Raw genomic sequence first — 19,931 nt, 5'->3', positions numbered from 1 at the left:
AACACCGGGCAGGTCCTGTCCAACGGGCGTTTCCGGGGATCTTAATGCTTTCTTAACGCCTCTGCTACAGCAGTGCAGGGGTGCAGCGGAACAGGGGCTCGCCGGTGCTGGACGGTCACTCCTGGAAGCGGTACCCCAGCCCGGTTTCCGTGAGCAGGTGCCGGGGATTGGCCGGATCCAGTTCGAGCTTCCGCCGCAACTGTGCGAGGTATACCCGCAGGTAGGCCGTCTCGCCCGCGTAACCGGGGCCCCACACCTGCGTGAGGATTTCCTCGTGCGTGACCAGGGCGCCGCTGTTCCTGACCAGCATTTCCAGGATGTTCCACTCGGTGGGCGTCAGCCGCACGGGCACTCCGCGGCGGGTTACCTGTTTGGCCGGCAGATTAACGGTGAAGTCATTCGTCTTCACAACAGGGGAGTCCCCCGGTGCCCCCCGGCGCAGGGCGGCGCGGAGCCGGGCAAGGAGTTCATCCATGCCGAACGGCTTGGTCACGTAGTCGTCCGCGCCGGCGTCCAGGGCCTGGATCTTGTCCTCGGATCCGTGCCGTGCAGAGAGGACAAGGATGGGTACGTCGTTCCAGCGCCGGAGGCGGCGGATGACTTCGACGCCGTCCAGGTCGGGAAGCCCCAGGTCCAGGATGATGATGTCCACCGGGTGCTGCGCGGCCTGCTCCAGCGCGCTCTGGCCGGTAAACGCGGTCACGGTGGAGTAGCCCCTGGCGTTCAGGTTGATCTGGAGCGCACGAAGGATCTGGACCTCGTCATCAACGATCAGGACTGCTGCCATGATGCCCCCCTTGTGCCGGATTCCGGCGCGGCGCCGGTGGAGAGCGGCAGCCGGACCACCATGGTCAGGCCCCCGCCCGGAGTGGGTTCAGCCAATAGGACCCCGCCCATGGCCTCGGTGAATCCCTTCGCGACAGCCAGGCCAAGGCCGATCCCCGTCCCGGGCGTGGTGTCATCCGCGCGCTGGAAGGGGCGGAACATCGCCAGGACCTCATCGGCAGGGATGCCTGAGCCGTGATCAACCACGGTGAGCTCGCTGGCAGGAACATCCCCAATTCTCGCACTCCCCGCACCTCCGACCGCCCCGGCAATCACCACGTCGGAATCCGGGGCGTACTTGAGCGCGTTCTCCACCAGGTTGGCGATGACGCGCTCCAGCATCCCCGGGTCTGCATCTACCGGGGGCATGTTGTCCGGCAGCAGCACCCTGAGCCGCTCCGAGTCCGTTCCCCGCAATGCCTCGCCCACCACATCCACCCAGTAGACGGGGCGGATGAGCGGCGCCACGGAATCGGCCGTGATCCTGGACATGTCCAGGAGGTTGCTGACCAGCCGGTCCAGCCTGTCCGCGCCGTGTTCAATGGTGGCCAGGAGTTCTTCCTGTTCCTCGGGTCCGAAGGTGATGGTTTTGTCCCGCAGGCTGCTGGAGGCCAGCTTGATGCCGGCCAGGGGGGTGCGCAGGTCGTGGGACACCGCCCGCAGGATGGAGGTCCGCATGGTGTTGCCTTCGGCCAGGCGCAGGTTTTCGCGCTGGCTGGCAGAGAGTTCCTCGCGCTGCACCATGGCCAGCAGGTGCGCGCCGAAGGCAGCCAGCAGCCGCCTTTCGTCCTGCGAGAGTTCCCTTCCCGTCAGGGTGAGCATCCTGTCCCCGTTCAGTTGCTCCACCGTGTCCGCCTCCGAAACTTCAGCGGGGCGGGGTTCGCCGGAGAATTCCTGGAGCTCCCACGCCGCGGACCTGCCGGTCCCGCGCCTGGCCCACAGCCCGGTCCCTTGCACTTGGAAATGCTCCCTGACCTGGTCAAGGAAGGCGGGGATGCTGTTGCCTTCGGCGACCGCCCTGCGGCTCAGTTCACCCAGCACGGCGGCTTCCGCGCCGGCTATGTGTGCTTCCTTGCTGAGCTTGGCCGACCGGTCCACCACCAGCGAGACGGCCACCGCCACCAGGACAAAGATCAGCAGCGCCAGGACGTTTTCCGGATCGATGACTGACAGGGACCCGACAGGCCGGACACTGAAGTAGTTAACGATCAGCCCCGCGACGACGGCCGCCGCCACGGCCGGCCAAAGCCCCCCGAGCAGGGCCACACCCACAATGCCGGTCAGGTGGACCAGCATGTCCGTTGACAGCTGGTTGTGGGGGAGGAGGTCCAGGACGAACTGCAGGACAGGGGGAAGCCCCACCGCCAGGGCAAACGCGGGGATCTCCCGGCGCCGCCCCAGCCGGGGAGGCGTCCGCCTCTGGCCGCCGGAGGGGCCGGGAAGGTGGTTGATGAGGTGGACATCCATGGTGCCTGCGTCCCGCAGCACGCCGGCTGCCACCCCGGTCCGGCCACGTAGGGGGGAGCGGCGGGAGGGGGACCCCACCATGACCTGGGTGGCGTTGATGCTCCTGGCAAAGTCCACCAGGGCCTGCCCGACGTCCCGTCCGCCGATGGCGTGGAAGACGCCGCCGAATTCCGCAGTGAGCCTGCGCAGCATCGCCAGGTCCTTGCCGGACTCCGCGGATGCCTCCGTGCCGGTGCGGACGTGGACCACGTGGAGCTCTCCGCCGGCAGCCGCGGCGAGCATCCTTGCAGCCCTGCGCACCAGGGCCTGGTCGCGGCTCTTTCCGCCCACCCCGACGGCGATCTTTTCCCGGGCCGGCCAGCTCTCCCTGACCCTCTTCAATTCCTTGTAGCCGGACAGGTCTGCGTCCACGCGCTCAGCCAGCCACAACAGTGCGAGCTCCCGCAGGGCGGCGAGCGTGCCGATGCGGAAAACGCCGGCAAGCGCGGCGTCGGCCTCTTCGCGGGTGCCGTAGATCTTTCCGTCCGCAAGCCGCTGCCGTAGCAGCTCAGGCGAGGCGTCCACGAGTTCGATCTGGCCGGCGCCCCGCACCACGGTGTCCGGGACAGTAGGTGACTCCTGCTCTCCCGTGACCTCCCGGACCGCGTCGGACAGCGATTCCAGGTTCCTGATGTCCAAGGTGGAGATGACATTGATCCCGGCTTCGAGCAGGGCGTCCACCTGCTCCCACCGGCGCACGCCGCCCGATGCAGCGGCGTAGTCGTCGACCAGGACGATGTCCGGGGCCCGGTCCTTAATGGCCTGGACGTCCAGCCCGCCTTCCAGGCCCTGGCTCCCCGGTTTCGGGCACAGTTCCAGGCCCGCCAGCATCTCTTCATTGTCGGCACGGTCTTTGGCAGCGACAACACCAACGACGACGTCGAAGCCCTCTCCGGCCAGCCTGCGGCCTTCTTCCAGCAACGCAAACGTCTTGCCTGCCCCGGGCGCAGCCCCAAGAAAGATGCGCAGATTACCTCGTGCCATGGCTCTATTGTTCCCCCTGCGCGCACGGCGGCATGGCTAGAGTGATGGGTGGACTGAAGGGCAGGGGCCGCATGACGGAAGAAACGCAGACGGGTATGGCCGGGACGGTCCTGGGTGAGCGCTACAGGGTTGGCCAGGTAATTGGCGACGGCGGCATGGGGAGCGTCTACCGGGGCACCGACGTGGTGCTGGGCAGGGAAGTGGCGCTGAAGGTCTTCCGTGCCGACGTCACCGATCCGGAGGAACTGCGCAGGCAGCAGGCAGAAGCCCGGATGCTTGCCGGGCTGAACCACCCCGGCCTGGTGACGCTCTTCGATACGGGAACCCTGTTGAGCGGCGGGCGGGAGGTGCCTTTCCTGGTGATGGAGCTGGTCAGCGGGGTGGACCTGCGCGGGCACCTGGCCTCGGGCCCGCTGCCCGGAGCCGAGGTGGCCCGCCTGGGCGCCGAGCTCGCGGGTGCGCTGCAGTACATCCACCACCGCGGTGTGGTCCACCGCGACATCAAACCAGCCAACATCCTCTTGACCCGCTATACGGCGGATTCCCCCTTGCGCCCCAAGCTGGCGGACTTCGGCATCGCACGGATGCTCGACGGCGCCCGGGTCACCGCCACCAATATGGTGCCGGGGACCGCGGCCTACTTGAGTCCGGAGCAGGCCAGCGGAGAACAGGTTGGACCGGCGGCGGACATCTATGCGCTGGGGCTTGTGCTGCTGGAGGCACTGACCGGGAAAGTGGCATTCCCCGGGCCGCCGCTTGAGGCCGCAGTGGCCAGGCTTTCGCAGGACCCGGATATTCCTGATGCCCTGGGTCCGCGCTGGACGCCGCTGCTCGCCGCCATGACTGCGCGGGACCCCCGGGCACGGCCGGAGGCCTCGGGCGTGGCCGCGGAACTCGGCACGGCCGGAGACTGGGGCGGGCTGGCCAATGCAGCCGGCGGGGCAACGGCCGCCACGGAAGCCCTTCCGCAGCCCACCCGCGTCCTCCCGCCCCTGGGACCCGGGAATGCTCCCGAACCGTCAGGGAACCCCGAGCCCGCTGGACCGGCAGGTACCCGGGGGCCAAGGATTCCCACCCTTTCCGGCAGCGAAGCAACCAACGTGACGTCGTGGCAGCGGGCTCCCAGGGCAGGAATCCCTGAAGCTCCCGCCCGCGGACCATCAATCGCGCAGCGTCCGTGGAAGAAACCCGGCACCTTGAAGGGCCGCCGGCCCTGGATCCTGGCCGCCGTCGTCGTTCTTGTGCTGGTCCTCGCGGCATTCCTGTTAACCTCCATCCAACGCCCCGCCCCCGCCCCCGTGGAAACACCCCAGCCGGTCATCACCGGACCGCTGGGCGAGCACTTCAAGGAACTGGAAGAGAGCGTCACGCCATGAGCCGGACAAGATACTCAGTCCGGATCCTGGCCGTCTGCCTGGGGCTGGTGCTGTTCACGTCCTGCGCCGGCGCGTCGGAGCTGGATGCAGGAACGGCGGAAGACCTGCAGGCCCGGGTGGCGTCCGCTAAACAGCTCGCCGCGCAGCAGGACTTTCCGGCGGCGCTCGCCGAGCTTCAACAGCTGGGCCAGGGCGTGGCAACCGCAGCGGAAAAGGGCCTGATGTCGGCCGAACGGAAGGCGCGCGCGGAGGCTGCGATCAGCAAAATCAGGGCTGAGCTCGAGGCGGCGCAGCAGGCGGCGGAACCGCAGCCCGCCCCCTCCGCGGAACCAACGGCCGCTGAGGACCAGGAGGAAGACGCCCAAAAAGAGGCTGAAGAGCAGCCCGAGGATGCCAAGAAGGACGCCGGGAAGGGTAAAGGCAAAGGCAACGGGTAAGGGCGGAATAGCCACCAGGCCCTTAGTACATGCTTGCCTGAATACATCTTCGGATGTACTTTGATTCCATGGAATCGCTTACCCGGGCCCCCGTGCTGTCCAGGTTCGGTTACGCGGTGTCGGACGCAACCCGTGCGCGGATTCTTTTGGCCCTCTCCGAAGCGCCGGCTTATCCGTCGGACTTGGCTGACTCCCTGGGGGTCTCGCGGCAGAGCATGTCCAACCACCTGGCCTGCCTGCGCGGCTGTGGACTGGTGGTTGCTGTCCCGGACGGGCGGCGGAGCCGCTACGAACTTGCGGACGCCAGGCTTGGCCACGCCATCAAGGACCTGATCGGTGTTGTCCTTGCCGTGGACCCGGCCTGCTGCGCCCCGGACGGGGAGTGCGTTGCATGACGCTGCTCCACACACCAACCCCGGAACGCCGCGCGGTGTTGAGCCGGAGGATCCGGCTGTTCGCGGCCACCACCATCAGCTATAACGTCATCGAAGCCGTAGTGGCACTCTGGGCCGGCGGAACCGCGGACTCCTCCGCGCTGGTGGGCTTCGGCCTGGACTCCGTCATAGAGGTGGCGTCCGCCCTGGCGTTGTCGTGGCAGTTCACCGCCAAGGATCCGGAGCGGCGCGAGCACCTGACCTTGCGGATCATTGCCATTTCCTTCTTTGCCCTTGCCGCATTCGTGAGCGTGGACGCGGTCCGGTCACTCACGGGCGGGGGAGAAGCCCGGCACTCGGCGCCGGGAATCGCAATCGCAGCCTTGAGCCTGGCGGTCATGCCCGTCCTGTCCTGGGCGCAGCGCCGCGCCGGGCGGGAAATCGGCTCCAAAACCGCCGTGGCCGATTCCAAGCAAACGCTGCTCTGCACGTACCTCTCGGCCGTACTGCTGGTTGGCCTGGTCCTGAACAGCGCTTTGGGCTGGTGGTGGGCCGATGCCGGTGCCGCCCTGGTCATCGCCGCCATCGCCGTTCGTGAAGGCATCGACGCCTGGCGGGGTGAGGCCTGCTGCCCCGTCCTGCACGGCGGTGAGGGCAGCGGCCCTGATGAAGTAGACGCTGCGTGCTGCGCCGGCTGCGGGGACGCGGCCCAGCAGGACAAGCCGGCACCGGAAACCCCGGCATCCGGGCCTCCGCCGGCCGGCCGCTGAGCGCCCGTCTCCACCCCAGGGGAACGTCCGGGCCACAGTTCGGGAACCAGGATCCCGGATCCGCACTTTCCCCTTCCCCCGCCAGTTGGCGCGGGTGGATCATTTAGCCATGGACAAGCGCGCAAGCCGTGGCGGCCATGACGCCGCCGAAGGCGCGGAGGCCGCGGAGCCACCGGACGGGCCAGGGCAACCAGGGGAACCGGGCCGGCCGGACCACGTGGTGGTGTTCGTCCACGGCATGGGCCGGGCCCTCAAAGGCGGCACCCTGCAGGAATGGGCCCAGCCCCTGATGCTGAGCCTGCACGATCTCTCCCTGGACATGGTGCCGCGCACCGCGCATCCGCACCTGGTGATCACCAAGGCTAACGCGGTGGGGGACGCACCGGAGGTGCTGGTCAAGGTCCTCCGCGGCGTTGCCGGCCGAAAGCCGGACTATCTGACTGTTCTCATGACCGAGGCGTCCTGGGGCAGGGACTTCGAGCCGGCGTCGGCCGCGTCCACCTACTCGTGGGCGCTGCGCACCGCCCTGCGGGTGTACATGCGGTCCGTGCAGCTGATCAAATGGAACCTCCATCCCGGCCAGCGGAAGGACGTCCGGTGGCTCGGCGCCTGGCTGCGGCAGCTGGTCCTTACTTCGCTGGCCGCGTTCGCCGGGTTCTTCATCCTGCTGGCGGTGCTCGTGGTGCTGTTGCTGATCATCATCCTGGCCTGGATTCCGGGGCCGGGACGGTGGATGGGGAAGCTTGTGTCCCTGTTCGCGGACTTCCTGGGCGATCCCCAGGTGTGGAAGCGCAAGCCCCTGCAGGCTGCGGCCATGCGGCAGCGGGTGGTGGACACGCTCCAGCGCTGGGACCACGGCACGGGCACCGAGGTGACCGTGGTGGCGCACAGCCAGGGCGCCGCGATCACCGGGCAGGTCCTGTTCCAGAACCAGGCCCGCGCCACCAACTTTGTCAGCGTGGGCAGCGGGCTGGACCTGTTGGGCTACGCGCAGTGGGGCGGCGGAACGGGGGAGGACCCCGTGACGGACTGGCTGGCCAACCCCCGGCGCCCCCGCTGGATCAACGTGTGGGGGAAGTTCGACTTTGTGCCCGCCGGGCCGATCTCCACGCACGCCAACGGTCGGCTGCCCGTCTTCGGCAAGATCTATGCCCGGGACACAGAGGGCGACGGCGGTCCGGGCCCCGAGGAACATCCCGTGTACAACCGGTCCGCCCTGATCTACGACCACATTGTCTACTCCAAGAACCGCGTTGAGGTGCTGGATCCGCTGGCGCGGCTGGTCCTGGATCCGCCACCGGACCCTGCCGGGCTGGCGTTCAGGATGCTCGACGGCGACCGGCGGCTCCGCCCGCACCGCGTCATGGTGAAGAGCCTGGGGGTGACGCGGCTTCTCGCCGTCATCACCTCAGCGCTGAGCGCCCCGGCGGCGCTGGCGTGGCTCGGTTCTCTGGACTGGACGCGGAACCTGGTCCAGTGCGGACCGCCCGGCGCCGGCCGGGATCCATGGTGGTCCGCCTGGCTGTGCTCCGGCCCGACGTACCACTGGGCGCACTGGCAGGACCTGGGCGTGCTGGCCGTGACAACCGCCGTTTTTGCCGGCGTGCTGGTGGGACTCCTGAACGGGCCGGTGTGGGGAGTGCTGCACGACCGGCTGCAGCGGCTGCGCAAGCCGTCGTTCCGGCAGTCCAGCGATCCCACCCGGAACCTGCCGGCCAACCCGTGGTGGTACGTGACGTGGTATTTGCTGATCGTGACGGCGGCGGCCGTGGCTGTGCCGTTCATGCTGGCGTGGCCGGACCTGCCCTGGGTTGCGGTGGTGGTGCTGGTGCTTGCGCTCTGGTCGCTCTGCTTCACGCGCACCAGCATCACGGGCCTGCCGGCGCGTACCGGTGAACCCGTGCAGGAGCAAGCGGTTGCCAAAACGCAGCGGGCGGCACCCCAGCCGCCGCCCGGCGTCGTACGTGGCGAACGGCAGGCTCAGCCCACCGGTTCGGCAAGCCTTCCGGCTAACACCGTGACAGGTGCGGCGGACCAGCGCTCGCGCTCAGGCTCATAGGAAATGACGACGGCGGCGTCGCTGTCCCGTGCCTCGTCCATGGCGAGCAGCAGGGCGTCCTCCACATGCCGCGCATACTCCAGCCGCTCCGCCAGCGTGCCCTGCAAGTCGGCGTCGTCGATCAGCACGTGGCCCTTGCCGTCCACGATGACTTTCAGTGAATACCCCTGGTCCTCGTGCAAGGACCCCCTGGTGGATGAAATTTCGGTGACTCTGTCTGCCCGGACCAGCCCGTTGCCGAGCGTGCGGATCCACACTTCACCCATCGAATGACCTCCCCGTTTGTGTGGGCGCGGGAAAGCGCCCCATAAAGCGAACGCTACTCCTTCCCGGGGCGTTTGTGACCCCCGAATTTCACCCGTCCTATTGGCCGGGGCATGGGCGCGTCCGGCCTGCGCCCGGAGGCCCGGCTTCGGTGCGCATGGGCCAGTCCTGCGCACTGACGCCTGCCCTCGCTGCGCCGGACGGCGGCGCCTCGTGGGCGGCCATAGGATAAATCTGATGACTTCCCCGGACGACCCCCAGCCCTTCAGCCTGCGCGGCATGGCGGTGGCCGCTTTCGGGCCCACGCTGCTCTACGGGATCGGCACGGGAGCCATCCTGCCGGTGGTGGCCCTCACCGCCCGCGATCTCGGCGCTTCGGTGGCCGTTGCGGCGCTGATCGTCACGCTGATCGGCGTGGGGTCCTGGTTCTTCAACCTGCCCGCCTCCCTGGTGACCCTCAAATTCGGTGAGCGCTGGTCCATCGTGGCTGCCGCCGCGGCCGCCGGGCTCGCGCTCGCGGCGGCCGGGCTGACGTCCGTGGTCCCCAACGGGCTGTGGCTGCTCGCAGTGGCGATGGCCGTCGTCGGGATGTCCGGGGCCGTATTCGGGCTGGCCCGGCAAAAGTACCTCACCGAGGCCGTACCCGTGGAATTCCGTGCCCGGGCGCTCTCCACGCTGGGCGGCGTGAACCGCATCGGCGTGTTCATCGGCCCGTTCCTGGGCGCGGCGGTGATGCAGTTCGCCGGAATCAGCGGCGCCTACTGGGTGGGCGTGGTTGCCATGGCGGGAGCCGCGCTGCTGTCCCTCACCATCCCGGACCTGGCCGTTCCGCCAGCGCCCGACGGCGGCTACAAGGGTCCGGAGCCCACCCTCCGCAGTGTGGCGGTATCCCACGCAGGCGTGTTCCTTTCGCTGGGCTTGGGGATCCTGCTGCTCAGCGCCCTCCGCTCCTCCCGGCAGGTGGTCATCCCGCTGTGGGCGGACAACCTGGGCATGGACGCAACTTCCGCCTCCCTGATCTACGGGCTCTCCGGCGCGATCGACATGCTGGTGTTCTATCCCGCCGGCAAGCTCATGGACCGGAAGGGCCGGCAGTTCGTCGCCGTCCCGTCCACGCTTCTCATGGGCGTGGCCCTGCTGCTGATTCCGCTGACCGGGTCCTTCACGGGGCTGCTGCTGGCTGCGCTGCTGATCGGGTTCGGCAACGGGATCAGTTCGGGCCTGGTGATGACGTTGGGCGCCGACTTCTCGCCGGACCGGGGCCGCGGGCAGTTCCTGGGGCTGTGGCGGTTCATGGCCGACGCCGGGTCCACCGCCGGCCCCGTCCTGCTCTCCGGGGTGACTGCCCTTGCCACCTTGGGCGCGGGGATCTCAGCCACCGGCATACTGGGGTTCGCGGCGGCGGCCGTGTTCGCCGTCGTGATTCCCCGCCTGAGGCACCGGCGCAACTACTGAGCCACGCGAGGGCGGGATATCCTCGACAGATGAGTGAACCGGGCACGCCCACGAGGATCAGTGCGCTGCAAAAAGGCGCCTGGTGGCTGCAGGACTACCTATATGCCGCGGGATGGCAGGTCCGCGGCATGTTGTCGCGTGTCCAGCCCGGGTCCTTCCACCAGGGGCACCGGCGGCCGGTCCTGATCATCCCCGGCGTCTACGAAAACTGGCAGTTCATGATGCCGCTCATCCAGTCCATCCACGACGCCGGCCATCCCGTCCACGTGGTCACGGTGCTGCAGCGGAACCAGCTCGATGTCCCCGCGGCGGCCCGGATGGTGGCGCAGCACCTGGAGGAAGCTGGGCTGCGGGACGCCGCGATCGTGGCGCACAGCAAGGGCGGCCTGATTGGAAAGTACGCCATGCTGATGCTGGATCCTGAGCAGCGGATCAACCGGATGGTCACGGTGTGCACCCCGTTCTCCGGTTCGCGCTATGCCAGGTACATGCTGCTGCCGAGCCTGCGCATCTTTTCCCCCCGCCACCCCCTGACCCTTGAGCTGGCCCGCGAGGAGGCAATCAACAGCCGGATCACGTCCATCTACGGCCCGTTCGATCCGCACATTCCGGAAGGCAGCGTCCTTCCCGGTGCCACGAACATCGAGCTGCCCACGGCAGGGCACTTCCGGATTTTGGGTGATCCTGAGACGGCGCGGATCATCGTTGAGCAGCTGAACTTCGACGAGCCGTGACTCCGGGACTGGAGAACCCGGATATCGGAGAACCGGATGCGGGGTCCTCGCGGGCGGGGTCCTTCGATGCGGGGTCCCCGCGCGCGGTTCCGGACGAGCCTGACCACTCCCGCTCCAGCAGCGCCGTGGAGCGCCGGCAGAGCAGGTGGGCCACTGTGCTGGCGGTGCTGCAGCGGCTGCTGTACCTGTCGGTGACCGTCGCCGTCGGCTGGGCTGTGTACTTTTTCCTGCTCGCCAGGCTCTCCCGCGGCCCTGAGCAGGCGTGGGTGTTCCTGCCCGTCTGGCTGATCCTGGCCTATGCCCTGCTGCCGCGCGTCCATAAGATCCTGAGCAGCCTGTACATCCCTGACTACTTCATCGGCCGGGCAAGGACGGGCGACGGCGTGCTGGGCGATCCCGTCAACCTCGCCGTGGTGGGGACGGAGGAAGAGCTGCGGCGGGCCATGCGTTCCGCCGGCTGGGTGGAAGCGGATCCCATCACCCCGGCGACCGCCTGGCACACCCTGGTGTCCACCGTCCTGGGCCGCAGCTATCCCGCCGCCCCGGTAAGTTCCTTGTACGTCTTCGGCAACAGGCAGGACCTGGCGTTCCAGCGCGAGATCGACGGGAACCCGCGCAAGCGGCACCATGTCCGGTTCTGGAAGTGCCCGCCCGGGTGGATGCTGCCGGGCGGCCTGGCCGTGGACTGGGTGGGAGCCGGCACGTACGACAGGAGCGTGGGACTGTCCCTGTTCACGTTCCAGATCACGCACAAGATTGCCGACCGCACGGACGAGGAACGCGACTTCATCATTGCCACGCTGCAGGCAGCCGAGGCCGTGCAGTCCGTGCACGTCATCCTCAACTACTCCAGCGGCTACCACCACCGCAACGGCGGCGGCGATGCCATCCGCACCGACGGTCACCTGCCGATCATTGACCTGTACGAGCCGGGCCGGCCGGATGCTTCTGGCTGACTTCAGTCGTCCGGTGCCCGAATCTCGCATAAGCCCCGAGCCCTATCGAAACCAGAAACAGGGCAGTACCTGTGGCCTCAGGACCGGCCAGCAATCCCGCGGCCAGGACACCGCTGTCCATTGCAAGGGCGAGGAAGTGAATTCTTGCCGGTATCCTCATCTGGCGCGCCTCCCCGCCCTGCATGCTCGGCTTGGCCCGCGGATCAGTCGCGTTCAGGCGCGCCCGTCCGCAGGACCTGGAAATCTGCCCCCAGTTCAACGTCAACTTCGGAACCGTCGTCAAGAACGATTTCCGCCTCGTAGGCGGCGCCGCCCCCGCTCTCCCGTTCCACGTCCCCGATCCGGCCCTTGCCCACGTTCGCCAGTGCGGCTTGGCCTGCCCTGTCGCGGTCTGCAGCGCTCAGCGGCTGTCCGGGGTCGTCGTCCCTGCCCTCCGAGACCACCTGGAACGAGCCGTCGAGTTCCACTTCCACCCGGGTGCCGTTGTTCAACTGAACGTCTACTTCATAGGAAGTATTGGGATCGTTGTCAGTCTCGGCACTGATGACGGTGCCGGGTCCCGTGCGGGCAATGGCCGCGTCGCTGGCCTGCTGCAGGGCATTTCCGGTCAATGGCTGGTCGTCGCCCGGGGTGGTGCCGGCAGTGGCAATGGACGCTCCGGAGATTGCGGCTGCCGCGGCAGCAACGCCTGTAAGCAAAAGAATTTTCCTGCCCATGACGGTCTCCTGTTGTATGGCCCCCAACAGATCCTGATCGATAAAACCAGTGTGCTGCCAAGGCTTCTGCGCCCACAAATTTCACCGGGCAAATCTCAGCCAGGGCTCAGTTTTCCTCAGCCAGGGCACAGCCAGGACAAAGAAATCAAAAACAGTTGCCGGGAGGGTTTGTCACAGGCGGCAGCGGGACGCATCCTTGGTTCATGGACGCCGAACAGCGGCGCCCCCGCTTCGGGAAAACGCGCACCCGACGCTGGGGGGTGCGCAAGCGGGCAACGGCCACGGCGGTCGCCTTTGTGGCGGCTGCGCTGCTCGTCGGCGGACTGATTCTCCTGCTGCTGCTGCAGAGGGCCCTGGTGGCGTCCGCCGAAAGGCTCACCCGGCTCCAAGCCGAGGACGTGGTGGCCCACATCGCGGAACAGGACCTCGAGGAAGCGGCCAACTATGTCAGGTCGGCGGCGCGCCCGGGCCAGTACATCCAGATCCTGGACCCCAACGGAGCCGTCCTGGCGGCGTCGGTCCCCGCCGCGGCCACCAGGCCCATCACGGCGCTGCGGCCGGAAGCCAAACAAACGCTGTTCGAGCATGTCTCCGTGCAGCAGAGCCTGTTCGACGATGATCTGCTTGTGGCGGCCACGGGCGTTGGCGAGGACGAGAAGGTTTATACCGTAGCCGTTGGCGCCACGGTAACAGCGCAGGCCGAGACTGTGGCCACCGTGGCATGGTTCATCCTTGGCGCCGCGCCACTCCTCCTGGCGGGTGTGGGCTTCGGCGTCTGGATCCTTGTGGGACGGTCGCTGCGCCAGGTTGAGCAGATCCGCGACCAGGTTGCGGGGATTAACGCACGGAGCCTGGACGGCCGGGTGGGGGTGCCCCGGACGTCCGACGAGATCCAGGCCTTGGCGCAGACGATGAACATGATGCTGGACCGGCTGGAAGCCTCGGACCGGGAACAGCGGCGCTTTGTCTCCGATGCGAGCCACGAACTGCGCAGCCCCCTGGCAACGCTCAGCGCCGCAGTGGAGATCGCAGCCGCCGATCCGTCCGGGGCCATGTGGGAGGAGACAAAGGAGGTTGTGGCCGGGGAAACGGCCCGGATGCGCTACCTGGTCCAGGACCTGCTGACCCTGGCCAAGGCCGATGACCAGGGCCTGCGCCTGGAAGCGGCGGACGTGGACCTGGACGATGTCCTCAACGACGAAGTCCGCCGCCTGCGCTGCACCAGCAGGCACAAGATCGAGGCCAGGCTTGAACCGGCCCGGATCACGGGGGATGTCCGGAGCCTCGGCCGGGCCATCCGGAACGTCCTGGACAACGCGGAGAGGTACGCCCGGGCGCGGATCAGCATCCAGGTGCGAAACTCGCCGGACGACGTACTGCTCACCATAGATGACGATGGCCCGCCGGTGCCGATTGCCGAACGCGAGCGGATCTTTGAACGCTTTGTCCGGCTTGACGAAAGCCGGTCGCGCGAAAGCGGTGGCAGCGGCCTGGGCCTGGCCATCACGTCCGCAATAGTCAGTGCCCACGGCGGCCGGATCCTGTGCACGGAAGCCCCCGACGGCGGCTGCCGGTTCGAGCTGGCATTTCCCGCCCAGGCCACCCAGGTTCAGTCCGCCGAGGAGGCCCTGGTCCAGCCTTTCACGCCCCTGAAGGCGCCGGGAAAACCGCTGCGGCAGGGCGGTCGGGGGTGAGCATGTACCCCATTCCCCGGATGGTGGTCAGGGTGTGCAGCCCGAAAGGCGTATCGATTTTCCGCCTCAGGTAGCCCATGTACACCTCGACGACGTTGCCGCCTCCCTCGAAGTCGGAACCCCAGACGTTGCGGAGGATTTCGGATTTGGAGACCACCTGATCGTGCCTGCGCATCAGGTAGTACAGCAGCGCGTATTCCTTGGCGGTGAGTCCGATAGGGGTGTCTCCGCGGTGGACACTGCGGCTTACGGAATCCAGGTTCAGGCTGCCGAGGGCGATGACCACAGGCCGCTCGGGGGCGCCCCGGCGTGCCAGGGCCCGGATGCGCGCCACCAGCACCAGGAAGCTGAAGGGCTTGGTAAGGTAGTCGTCCGCGCCAAGATCGAAGGCGTCGGTCTGGTCGTACTCACCATCTTTTGCGGTCAGCATCAGGACCGGCGTCCAGATCCGGTGCTCCCGGATTCCCCTAAGTACGTCGTAGCCGTTCTTCAGGGGCAGCATCAGGTCCAGCAGGATCACGTCATAGGGGTTCTCCACCGCAGCCCGCAGGCCGCTGACGCCGTCGTGGGCCAGGTCCACGACGAACCCCTCATTGCGCAGCCCGCGGCGAACCGTTTCGGCCAGCACCACTTCGTCGTCGACGACCAGAACCCTCATGACCGCGCCTCCCGGTTCATACCGACAGTATCCCTGACCCCGGCTGGGCAGCACCACACCCAGCAAGCCGCCAGCCGATGGAAGTCCCGGCGCCGCCGTGGGGGGACAGGCGGCGCCGGGACGCGGGATACCTGGCGGCGCCCACTTCAAAACGACGCCAGGAGACAGATGGGCCGGGTCGAAGAGCACCAATGTGGTCGAAATCCCCGGGCCAAGCACCAGCAAGTATTCCCGGGCTGTATCAAAAAAGGGGCCGGAAATTCATCAAGAAACGGTCAACATTCACCCAGCCGGGGTCAGTGGTGACCGTCAGCGCCCTGGTGAGTCCCGCCGTCGTGCGGCGTATGCGAACAGTGAGGTGGTGGCGACGGTGGCCAGGTACCCGGCGATCACGATCAGCGCGATCCCCGCCCAGAAATAGTTCGTGGTGCTGGCTTCCTGCCAAGGGCCGGGCGCGATGCGGGCCAGCGAGTACAGCGCTACGGCCGCGGATACCAGCCCGATCGCAACCGGCAGCGTCAGCCAGAGCCGTGCCGAGCCGATGTGCCTGCCGAACCCGTCCCACTCATTCCAGGACCCGCGCCGGATGATGAGCCAGCCCGCCGGAATCATAAACGCGCCCACCAGCAGGAACGCCGCCACCACGTCCGCCGGCCGGTGCCACTGGTTGATCAGTGTGGAGACCCCGGACGCAATGGCGAACGTGCCGCCCACGAAGCCGGCCATCGGGCGCCACCGGGGGGAGGCCATGAGGAAGACCGCGGCCGCAGCCGATGCCGCCAGCGTGGTGTGCCCGGACGGCAGCGAGTTCAGCTCCAGAGTCACCACACCCTTGTCCGGGCGGGCCGGGAGCAGGTCCTTCAGCACCTGGGTGGCGATGTTTGCCCCGACGCACGCGGCCACGGCGATCCCGGCCTCCGTCCAGTGCTTCCGGATCACCGTGACAAACAACACCACGACGGCGGCCATCACCAGTGAGATGGTTGGCAGCAGGTCCAGGAACCTTGTGCTCGCCTTGCCCGCCGGTCCGTGGATGCCCACGGCCTCCACCAGCGCCGACTCATCAATGAACTGGCCGGTGGTGGTCTGCACGAAGTAGTAGTAGGTGGCGATGAGTCCGGCCACGCAGGCCAGGGTGGCAAGCACGAACAGGAAGCCCGACCCCGGTGCGGGTCGGGCTGCTGTCCTGCTGGGTGCCTGCCGTTGGTAAGTCATCGGTTTAAGGGTGTCACAGAAAGCTGGGAGCCCGCTTCACCCAACTAGGTAGCGCCAAGTGTCGTTTTGGAGGCTCATAACGACACTTGGCGCTACCTAGTTGGGCCGGGGCGGGCTGGCCGGGGCGAGGCTGGGGAAGCTGGCCGCTGCAATCACCAGCGCGAGGGCCCCGAGTCCGAAGGGCAGGGCGGTCAGCGTGGCCACGCCGCCTACCAGCAGCGGCCCGCCGGCGTCGCCGAGTTCGCGCCCCAGTTCGGCAGAGCCCATGGTGCGGCCCATGCGCTCGGGCGGGGTGGTGTCCGCGAGGTGCGCGAAAGCCAGCGGGGTTGCCGCGCCCACACCGACTCCGATTGCTGCAGCGGCAAGGAAGATGGTGACCGGGCCCGGGGCGGCCGAGATCACACCGATGCCTGCCGCGATGAGGAGGAGTCCCGCCGTCGTGCCCTTATTGTCAGTGATGCGGTCCCGGTCCCGCAGCCGGCCGATCCGCGGCTGGGTCAGGACGGAGCCGAGCGCCAGGAGGCTGACCGCAGCGGTGCCGGCGACGGCGTCCAGGCCGTGCCTCGTGGCCAGCGCGGGGAGGAATCCGACGGCGGCTCCGAGCGCCGCCGTCGATGCCGCCAGGACCAGCGTGGGCACGAGGAAGCGCCGCTCGCCCACCTGCCGTGCGAGGTCCAGCACGGTGTAGCGCTGGCGGGGGAGGGGTTCCAGGTGCGGCACAGCCAGCAGGACCCACGCTGCCGTGGCTGCCGCGAGGACGGACAGGGTGCCGAAAAGCAGGGCGAAGCCGCCGGCCCAGATCAGGCCCGCGCCCAGCAGCGGCCCGATGATGTAGCCCAGGCTTTTCCATGACCCGTACCTGCCGAAATACGTGCCCGCATTCCCGCCGCGTGCCAGCCGGGCCACCATGGCGGACGATGCCGGTGAGAACGCGGATGCCGCTGCGCCCTGGCCGAGCCGCGCCAGGGCCAGCATCAGCGGGTCCGCCGCCCAGAGCCCGATCAGGGACAGTGCGGCAAAAGCGAGCAGCCCGCCGACGATGACGGGTTTGGCGCCGATCCTGTCGCTCAGGGCGCCGAAGACCGGCTTGAGGAAGACCTCGGAAACGTCGTACAGGGCGAGGAGGATGCCCAGGTTAAGCAGCGTCAGGCCGATGTTCCCGCTTTGCGCGCCCAGGCCCGCCGCGATGCTGTGGGCCCCGAATGCGGTAACGAACCCGGCGGCGTAGAGGGGCGCGGAGACGCTGGCGGCCTTGGCTGCAGCGGTGCGGGCGGCGGTCACGAGTGCACCTCGCCGTAGACGAGGGCGGCAAAACCGTCCAGGGCGGCGGCGCAGTCACCGAGCTTCCGCTCGGCACCCGCCGAAGCCGGGCTGCCGAAGACGTCCTTGGTCCGGAGGGCGCGGAACCAGCGGCGCAGCCGGTCCAGGCTCTGCTCCTCCTCCTCAAGCTCGGCCAGCGTGAATTTCCGCTTGGCGATTTCCTTCGCGATTTCGTCGGTGAACTTGCCGCAGTCGGCCACGAATTCCGCCCACTCCTCCGCGCGTGCAGCGGTGAAGAGTTCACGCAGCCGGGCGGCGTCGTCGTCGGCCGGCGCGGTGGTGAGCAGGAGCACTTCGCCGTTTCCGGCGCCGGCCAGCTCCTTGGCCTTCTTCGCACCCTCGCGGCAGGCCGGCACGTCGGGCGCCGTCCAGGCGCCCTGCCCGACGGGGACCGCGCCGAAGCGCCGGAGCTCACGCCAGACCGCCACCCGGTGCCGCGAAGGCTCCGAGGGCACCTGCACGAGCATCACGAGCCAGGGCACCTCTTCGACGGAAGTCACACCATGAAGTGTAACAACTGTTACAGGGTCAGAAGTGCAGGTGTCTTCCCCTCCCAACTAGGTAGCGCCAAGTGTCGTTTTGACCCTCCAGAACGACACTTAGCGCTACCTAGTTGGGAGTGCGGGTGGGAGGTCAGCCCAGCGCAGCCGCCAGCTCCTCGATGATCTCGAACTGCTCGCGCACGCCGCCCTCCATGCCGGACTTCGCGATCCTGTCCCGGACTTCCTTGCTGCCGGCGTTGGTGCGGATGCGCACCACGGTGGCGCCGCCGTCGGCCTCCTCGAAGGTGACCGTGTTGACCACCGCACCCTCCTCACTGTCCGGCAGCGCGCCCGGGGTCTCCATCACCTCGGTGTGGACGATCCGCTCGTTCGGGACGATCTCCCGGTACGTCCCGTGGAAGGCCACCTCGAATTCCCCGTGCGCCACCATGACGTACCGCCAGGCCCCGCCTACCCTGAAGTCCATGTCCGCCACCGTCATTTCGCCGCGCCGGCCCGGCCACCACCTCCTGACCAATTCCGACGTGGTCCAGGCCCTGTAGACGAGATGCCGTGGTGCGTTGACCGTGCGCGTGATGAGGATTTCCTCGTCGGTGGGAAAGGTGATGTCCAAGGTGTTTGTTGGTGCCATTGCCCTGCTCCCTAATCTTGCGTGTCTTCCTGTTGAAGGTCCCCAAGAACGTCTTCGAGCAGCTCGAAGCGCTCGTTCCAGAGGTGCTGATAACCCGAAACCCAGTCGTGGATTGGCCTCAGTGCCTGCGGGTTCAGCCGGTACAGCCGCTGCCGCCCTTCGTCGCGGACCACGACGGCGCCCACTTCGCGCAGGACCCGCAGGTGCCGGGACACGTGCGGCTGGGCCAGGCCGAGCAGGTCAACAAGCTCGCCGACCGGCCGTTCGCCGCCGGCCAGGGCGTCCAGGATTTCGCGCCGGCGGGGTTCCGCCACCGCGTTGAACGCATCCGCCGTTGTTGCCGCCCGTGCCATGCCGTAATTATATATCCATATGGATATGCATTGCTAGGCTGCCCGGCACCCGCGGACCGACTTTCGGCCCTTCACAAACGGGTCAATCTGAGTAGTGTCCGGAATATGGAGTCCATCATCCAGACTGTTGAATTGCACAAGCATTTTGGCCGGGTGCGGGCCCTCGACGGACTCAATCTGGAGGTCCAGCGCGGCGAGATCCACGGGTTCCTTGGCCCCAACGGTGCGGGCAAGTCAACCACCCTCCGCGTCCTGCTGGGCCTGGCCAAGGCCACGTCCGGCACCGCTACCGTCCTGGGCCTCGATCCGTGGACACAGTCGGTAGAACTGCACCGCCGCCTCGCCTACGTCCCCGGCGACATTCGGCTCTGGCCCAACCTGTCCGGCGGCGAAACCATCGACCTCCTCTCACGCCTCCGCGGCGGCACCACCGACGCCCGCGGCTACCGGCAGCGCAAGGACCGCCTCTGTGAAGCTCTCGACTTCGATCCCGGCAAGAAGGGCCGCGCCTACTCCAAGGGCAACCGGCAGAAGGTTGCACTGATTGCTGCCCTGGCCACGGACGCCGAGCTGTACCTCCTCGACGAGCCCACGAGTGGCCTTGACCCGCTCATGGAGGCCGTTTTCCGGCGGGAGATACTGGCCGCCGTCGACCGCGGAGCGACAGTGCTCCTGTCCAGCCATATCCTGTCCGAGGTGGAAGTGCTCTGCCACCGCGTCAGCATCATCCGCTCCGGCAGGATAGTGGACGGCGGGACGCTGGAGTCGCTGCGCCACCTGACCCGGTCCGAGGTTTCCTTCGCCGCGGACGGCGTGGACACCGGTTCCTTGGCCCAGCTGGGCGTTGTCCATGACCTGACGGCCGACGGCGGCAGGGTTAAGTTTGGTGCCGATTCCGACCGGATCGCCGAGGTGCTTCCGCTCCTTGGCGCACTGGGGGTCCAGGGGCTGATCATCACGCCGCCGTCCCTGGAGGAGCTGTTCCTGCGCCACTATGGTGACACCTCGGTGGGGGCCGGCGGGGAGGGAGTTGAAGCACGGGGAGAGCACCCTGAGCACGCCCGGCGGCGGCACCTGCTTGGCGAGAGGGGCCGTGGCTGA

20 protein-coding genes are annotated in these 19,931 nt (G+C 67.9%); 10 read left to right on the top strand and 10 right to left on the bottom strand.

What is annotated here, in order from left to right; genetic code table 11:
• Nucleotides 1-115 precede the first annotated feature (115 nt).
• Together Q9R30_RS16505 and Q9R30_RS16500 are read right to left on the bottom strand one after the other, a co-directional pair.
• Nucleotides 116-787 carry a response regulator gene (locus Q9R30_RS16505; RefSeq protein WP_104998772.1) on the bottom strand — a complete coding sequence of 224 codons (672 nt, stop codon included), beginning with the start codon at nucleotides 785-787 and terminating at the stop codon, nucleotides 116-118.
• Complete coding sequence (locus Q9R30_RS16500; RefSeq protein WP_104998771.1) at nucleotides 772-3,315, bottom strand: DUF4118 domain-containing protein; 2,544 nt, start codon at nucleotides 3,313-3,315, stop codon at nucleotides 772-774. The genes Q9R30_RS16505 and Q9R30_RS16500 overlap by 16 nt, the downstream gene beginning before the upstream one ends.
• Nucleotides 3,316-3,386: 71 nt before the next feature.
• Between Q9R30_RS16500 and Q9R30_RS16495 the strand changes: the two genes are divergently transcribed.
• The 5 genes from Q9R30_RS16495 (at nucleotide 3,387) to Q9R30_RS16475 (ending at nucleotide 8,331) form a co-directional block, all read left to right on the top strand.
• Nucleotides 3,387-4,691: a protein kinase domain-containing protein gene (locus Q9R30_RS16495; protein WP_311218266.1), complete on the top strand. Its 1,305-nt coding sequence runs from the start codon at nucleotides 3,387-3,389 to the stop codon at nucleotides 4,689-4,691.
• The gene (locus tag Q9R30_RS16490; protein WP_311218265.1) at nucleotides 4,688-5,128 is read left to right on the top strand and encodes a hypothetical protein; all 441 of its coding nucleotides are present in this window, start codon (nucleotides 4,688-4,690) and stop codon (nucleotides 5,126-5,128) included. Before Q9R30_RS16495 ends, Q9R30_RS16490 begins: the two co-directional genes overlap by 4 nt.
• A gap of 68 nt (nucleotides 5,129-5,196) precedes the next feature.
• Nucleotides 5,197-5,523, top strand: coding sequence for a winged helix-turn-helix domain-containing protein (locus Q9R30_RS16485; RefSeq protein ID WP_311218264.1), 327 nt, complete (start codon nucleotides 5,197-5,199; stop codon nucleotides 5,521-5,523).
• Nucleotides 5,520-6,272: a cation transporter gene (locus Q9R30_RS16480; RefSeq protein ID WP_104998769.1), complete on the top strand. Its 753-nt coding sequence runs from the start codon at nucleotides 5,520-5,522 to the stop codon at nucleotides 6,270-6,272. Before Q9R30_RS16485 ends, Q9R30_RS16480 begins: the two co-directional genes overlap by 4 nt.
• Before the next feature lie 109 nt (nucleotides 6,273-6,381).
• The gene (locus tag Q9R30_RS16475; protein ID WP_311218263.1) at nucleotides 6,382-8,331 is read left to right on the top strand and encodes a hypothetical protein; all 1,950 of its coding nucleotides are present in this window, start codon (nucleotides 6,382-6,384) and stop codon (nucleotides 8,329-8,331) included.
• On the opposite strand, the gene Q9R30_RS16470 is transcribed toward Q9R30_RS16475, so the two are convergent.
• On the bottom strand, nucleotides 8,253-8,597 hold the full coding sequence (locus Q9R30_RS16470) for a hypothetical protein (RefSeq protein WP_104998767.1): 345 nt from the start codon (nucleotides 8,595-8,597) through the stop codon (nucleotides 8,253-8,255). The two genes, Q9R30_RS16475 and Q9R30_RS16470, sit on opposite strands and share 79 nt — an antisense overlap.
• A gap of 235 nt (nucleotides 8,598-8,832) precedes the next feature.
• On the opposite strand from Q9R30_RS16470, the gene Q9R30_RS16465 reads away from it, so the two are divergent.
• From Q9R30_RS16465 to Q9R30_RS16455, 3 genes are read left to right on the top strand one after another with little or no spacing between them, the layout of a single operon-like run.
• Complete coding sequence (locus Q9R30_RS16465; RefSeq protein WP_104998766.1) at nucleotides 8,833-10,050, top strand: MFS transporter; 1,218 nt, start codon at nucleotides 8,833-8,835, stop codon at nucleotides 10,048-10,050.
• A 29-nt stretch (nucleotides 10,051-10,079) separates the two neighbouring features.
• Nucleotides 10,080-10,784, top strand: coding sequence for an alpha/beta hydrolase (locus Q9R30_RS16460; protein ID WP_311218262.1), 705 nt, complete (start codon nucleotides 10,080-10,082; stop codon nucleotides 10,782-10,784).
• A complete protein-coding gene (locus tag Q9R30_RS16455) occupies nucleotides 10,781-11,740 on the top strand; it encodes an LssY C-terminal domain-containing protein (RefSeq protein ID WP_311218261.1) in 960 nt (319 codons plus the stop codon). Before Q9R30_RS16460 ends, Q9R30_RS16455 begins: the two co-directional genes overlap by 4 nt.
• A 203-nt stretch (nucleotides 11,741-11,943) precedes the next feature.
• Here Q9R30_RS16455 and Q9R30_RS16450 read toward each other — a convergent pair whose 3' ends face one another.
• Entirely contained in the window at nucleotides 11,944-12,456 is a 513-nt protein-coding gene (locus tag Q9R30_RS16450) for a PepSY domain-containing protein (protein WP_104998764.1), read from the bottom strand.
• A gap of 203 nt (nucleotides 12,457-12,659) precedes the next feature.
• Here Q9R30_RS16450 and Q9R30_RS16445 point away from each other — a divergent pair, with 203 nt between their 5' ends.
• A complete protein-coding gene (locus tag Q9R30_RS16445) occupies nucleotides 12,660-14,150 on the top strand; it encodes an ATP-binding protein (RefSeq protein ID WP_311218260.1) in 1,491 nt (496 codons plus the stop codon).
• Here the strand turns inward: Q9R30_RS16445 and Q9R30_RS16440 are convergent.
• From Q9R30_RS16440 to Q9R30_RS16415, 6 genes are all read right to left on the bottom strand, one after another.
• Entirely contained in the window at nucleotides 14,098-14,808 is a 711-nt protein-coding gene (locus tag Q9R30_RS16440; protein WP_104998762.1) for a response regulator transcription factor, read from the bottom strand. The genes Q9R30_RS16445 and Q9R30_RS16440 overlap by 53 nt on opposite strands.
• A gap of 309 nt (nucleotides 14,809-15,117) precedes the next feature.
• Nucleotides 15,118-16,023, bottom strand: coding sequence for a phosphatase PAP2 family protein (locus Q9R30_RS16435; protein WP_311218259.1), 906 nt, complete (start codon nucleotides 16,021-16,023; stop codon nucleotides 15,118-15,120).
• A 96-nt stretch (nucleotides 16,024-16,119) separates the two neighbouring features.
• Nucleotides 16,120-17,304: an MFS transporter gene (locus tag Q9R30_RS16430; protein WP_311218258.1), complete on the bottom strand. Its 1,185-nt coding sequence runs from the start codon at nucleotides 17,302-17,304 to the stop codon at nucleotides 16,120-16,122.
• Nucleotides 17,301-17,843: a Chromate resistance protein ChrB gene (locus Q9R30_RS16425; RefSeq protein WP_311218257.1), complete on the bottom strand. Its 543-nt coding sequence runs from the start codon at nucleotides 17,841-17,843 to the stop codon at nucleotides 17,301-17,303. The genes Q9R30_RS16430 and Q9R30_RS16425 overlap by 4 nt, the downstream gene beginning before the upstream one ends.
• Nucleotides 17,844-17,976: 133 nt before the next feature.
• Nucleotides 17,977-18,477 (bottom strand): SRPBCC family protein, encoded by a 501-nt coding sequence (locus tag Q9R30_RS16420; RefSeq protein ID WP_311218256.1) that lies wholly within the window; start codon nucleotides 18,475-18,477, stop codon nucleotides 17,977-17,979.
• Between the two features lie 11 nt (nucleotides 18,478-18,488).
• Entirely contained in the window at nucleotides 18,489-18,830 is a 342-nt protein-coding gene (locus Q9R30_RS16415) for a metalloregulator ArsR/SmtB family transcription factor (RefSeq protein ID WP_311218255.1), read from the bottom strand.
• A gap of 105 nt (nucleotides 18,831-18,935) precedes the next feature.
• On the opposite strand from Q9R30_RS16415, the gene Q9R30_RS16410 reads away from it, so the two are divergent.
• A complete protein-coding gene (locus Q9R30_RS16410) occupies nucleotides 18,936-19,931 on the top strand; it encodes an ABC transporter ATP-binding protein (protein WP_311218254.1) in 996 nt (331 codons plus the stop codon).

The sequence above is a fragment of the Arthrobacter sp. AB6 genome (genome assembly GCF_031844545.1).
Classification (GTDB): Bacteria; Actinomycetota; Actinomycetes; order Actinomycetales; family Micrococcaceae; genus Arthrobacter.
Note: the sequence above shows the minus strand (reverse complement) of the source record. Positions and strands in the feature narration are given on the sequence as shown.

What these genes read in the sequence shown, in the direction of transcription:
- Q9R30_RS16465 (WP_104998766.1), top strand. Translation starts at nt 8,833, where the DNA reads ATGACTTCCCCGGACGACCCCCAGCCCTTCAGCCTGCGCGGCATGGCG.
- Q9R30_RS16485 (WP_311218264.1), top strand. Translation starts at nt 5,197, where the DNA reads ATGGAATCGCTTACCCGGGCCCCCGTGCTGTCCAGGTTCGGTTACGCG.
- Q9R30_RS16490 (WP_311218265.1), top strand. Translation starts at nt 4,688, where the DNA reads ATGAGCCGGACAAGATACTCAGTCCGGATCCTGGCCGTCTGCCTGGGG.
- Q9R30_RS16435 (WP_311218259.1), bottom strand. Translation starts at nt 16,023, where the DNA reads ATGACTTACCAACGGCAGGCACCCAGCAGGACAGCAGCCCGACCCGCA.
- Q9R30_RS16460 (WP_311218262.1), top strand. Translation starts at nt 10,080, where the DNA reads ATGAGTGAACCGGGCACGCCCACGAGGATCAGTGCGCTGCAAAAAGGC.
- Q9R30_RS16495 (WP_311218266.1), top strand. Translation starts at nt 3,387, where the DNA reads ATGACGGAAGAAACGCAGACGGGTATGGCCGGGACGGTCCTGGGTGAG.
- Q9R30_RS16445 (WP_311218260.1), top strand. Translation starts at nt 12,660, where the DNA reads ATGGACGCCGAACAGCGGCGCCCCCGCTTCGGGAAAACGCGCACCCGA.
- Q9R30_RS16415 (WP_311218255.1), bottom strand. Translation starts at nt 18,830, where the DNA reads ATGGCACGGGCGGCAACAACGGCGGATGCGTTCAACGCGGTGGCGGAA.
- Q9R30_RS16450 (WP_104998764.1), bottom strand. Translation starts at nt 12,456, where the DNA reads ATGGGCAGGAAAATTCTTTTGCTTACAGGCGTTGCTGCCGCGGCAGCC.
- Q9R30_RS16505 (WP_104998772.1), bottom strand. Translation starts at nt 787, where the DNA reads ATGGCAGCAGTCCTGATCGTTGATGACGAGGTCCAGATCCTTCGTGCG.
- Q9R30_RS16410 (WP_311218254.1), top strand. Translation starts at nt 18,936, where the DNA reads ATGGAGTCCATCATCCAGACTGTTGAATTGCACAAGCATTTTGGCCGG.
- Q9R30_RS16500 (WP_104998771.1), bottom strand. Translation starts at nt 3,315, where the DNA reads ATGGCACGAGGTAATCTGCGCATCTTTCTTGGGGCTGCGCCCGGGGCA.
- Q9R30_RS16470 (WP_104998767.1), bottom strand. Translation starts at nt 8,597, where the DNA reads ATGGGTGAAGTGTGGATCCGCACGCTCGGCAACGGGCTGGTCCGGGCA.
- Q9R30_RS16420 (WP_311218256.1), bottom strand. Translation starts at nt 18,477, where the DNA reads ATGGCACCAACAAACACCTTGGACATCACCTTTCCCACCGACGAGGAA.
- Q9R30_RS16475 (WP_311218263.1), top strand. Translation starts at nt 6,382, where the DNA reads ATGGACAAGCGCGCAAGCCGTGGCGGCCATGACGCCGCCGAAGGCGCG.
- Q9R30_RS16440 (WP_104998762.1), bottom strand. Translation starts at nt 14,808, where the DNA reads ATGAGGGTTCTGGTCGTCGACGACGAAGTGGTGCTGGCCGAAACGGTT.
- Q9R30_RS16480 (WP_104998769.1), top strand. Translation starts at nt 5,520, where the DNA reads ATGACGCTGCTCCACACACCAACCCCGGAACGCCGCGCGGTGTTGAGC.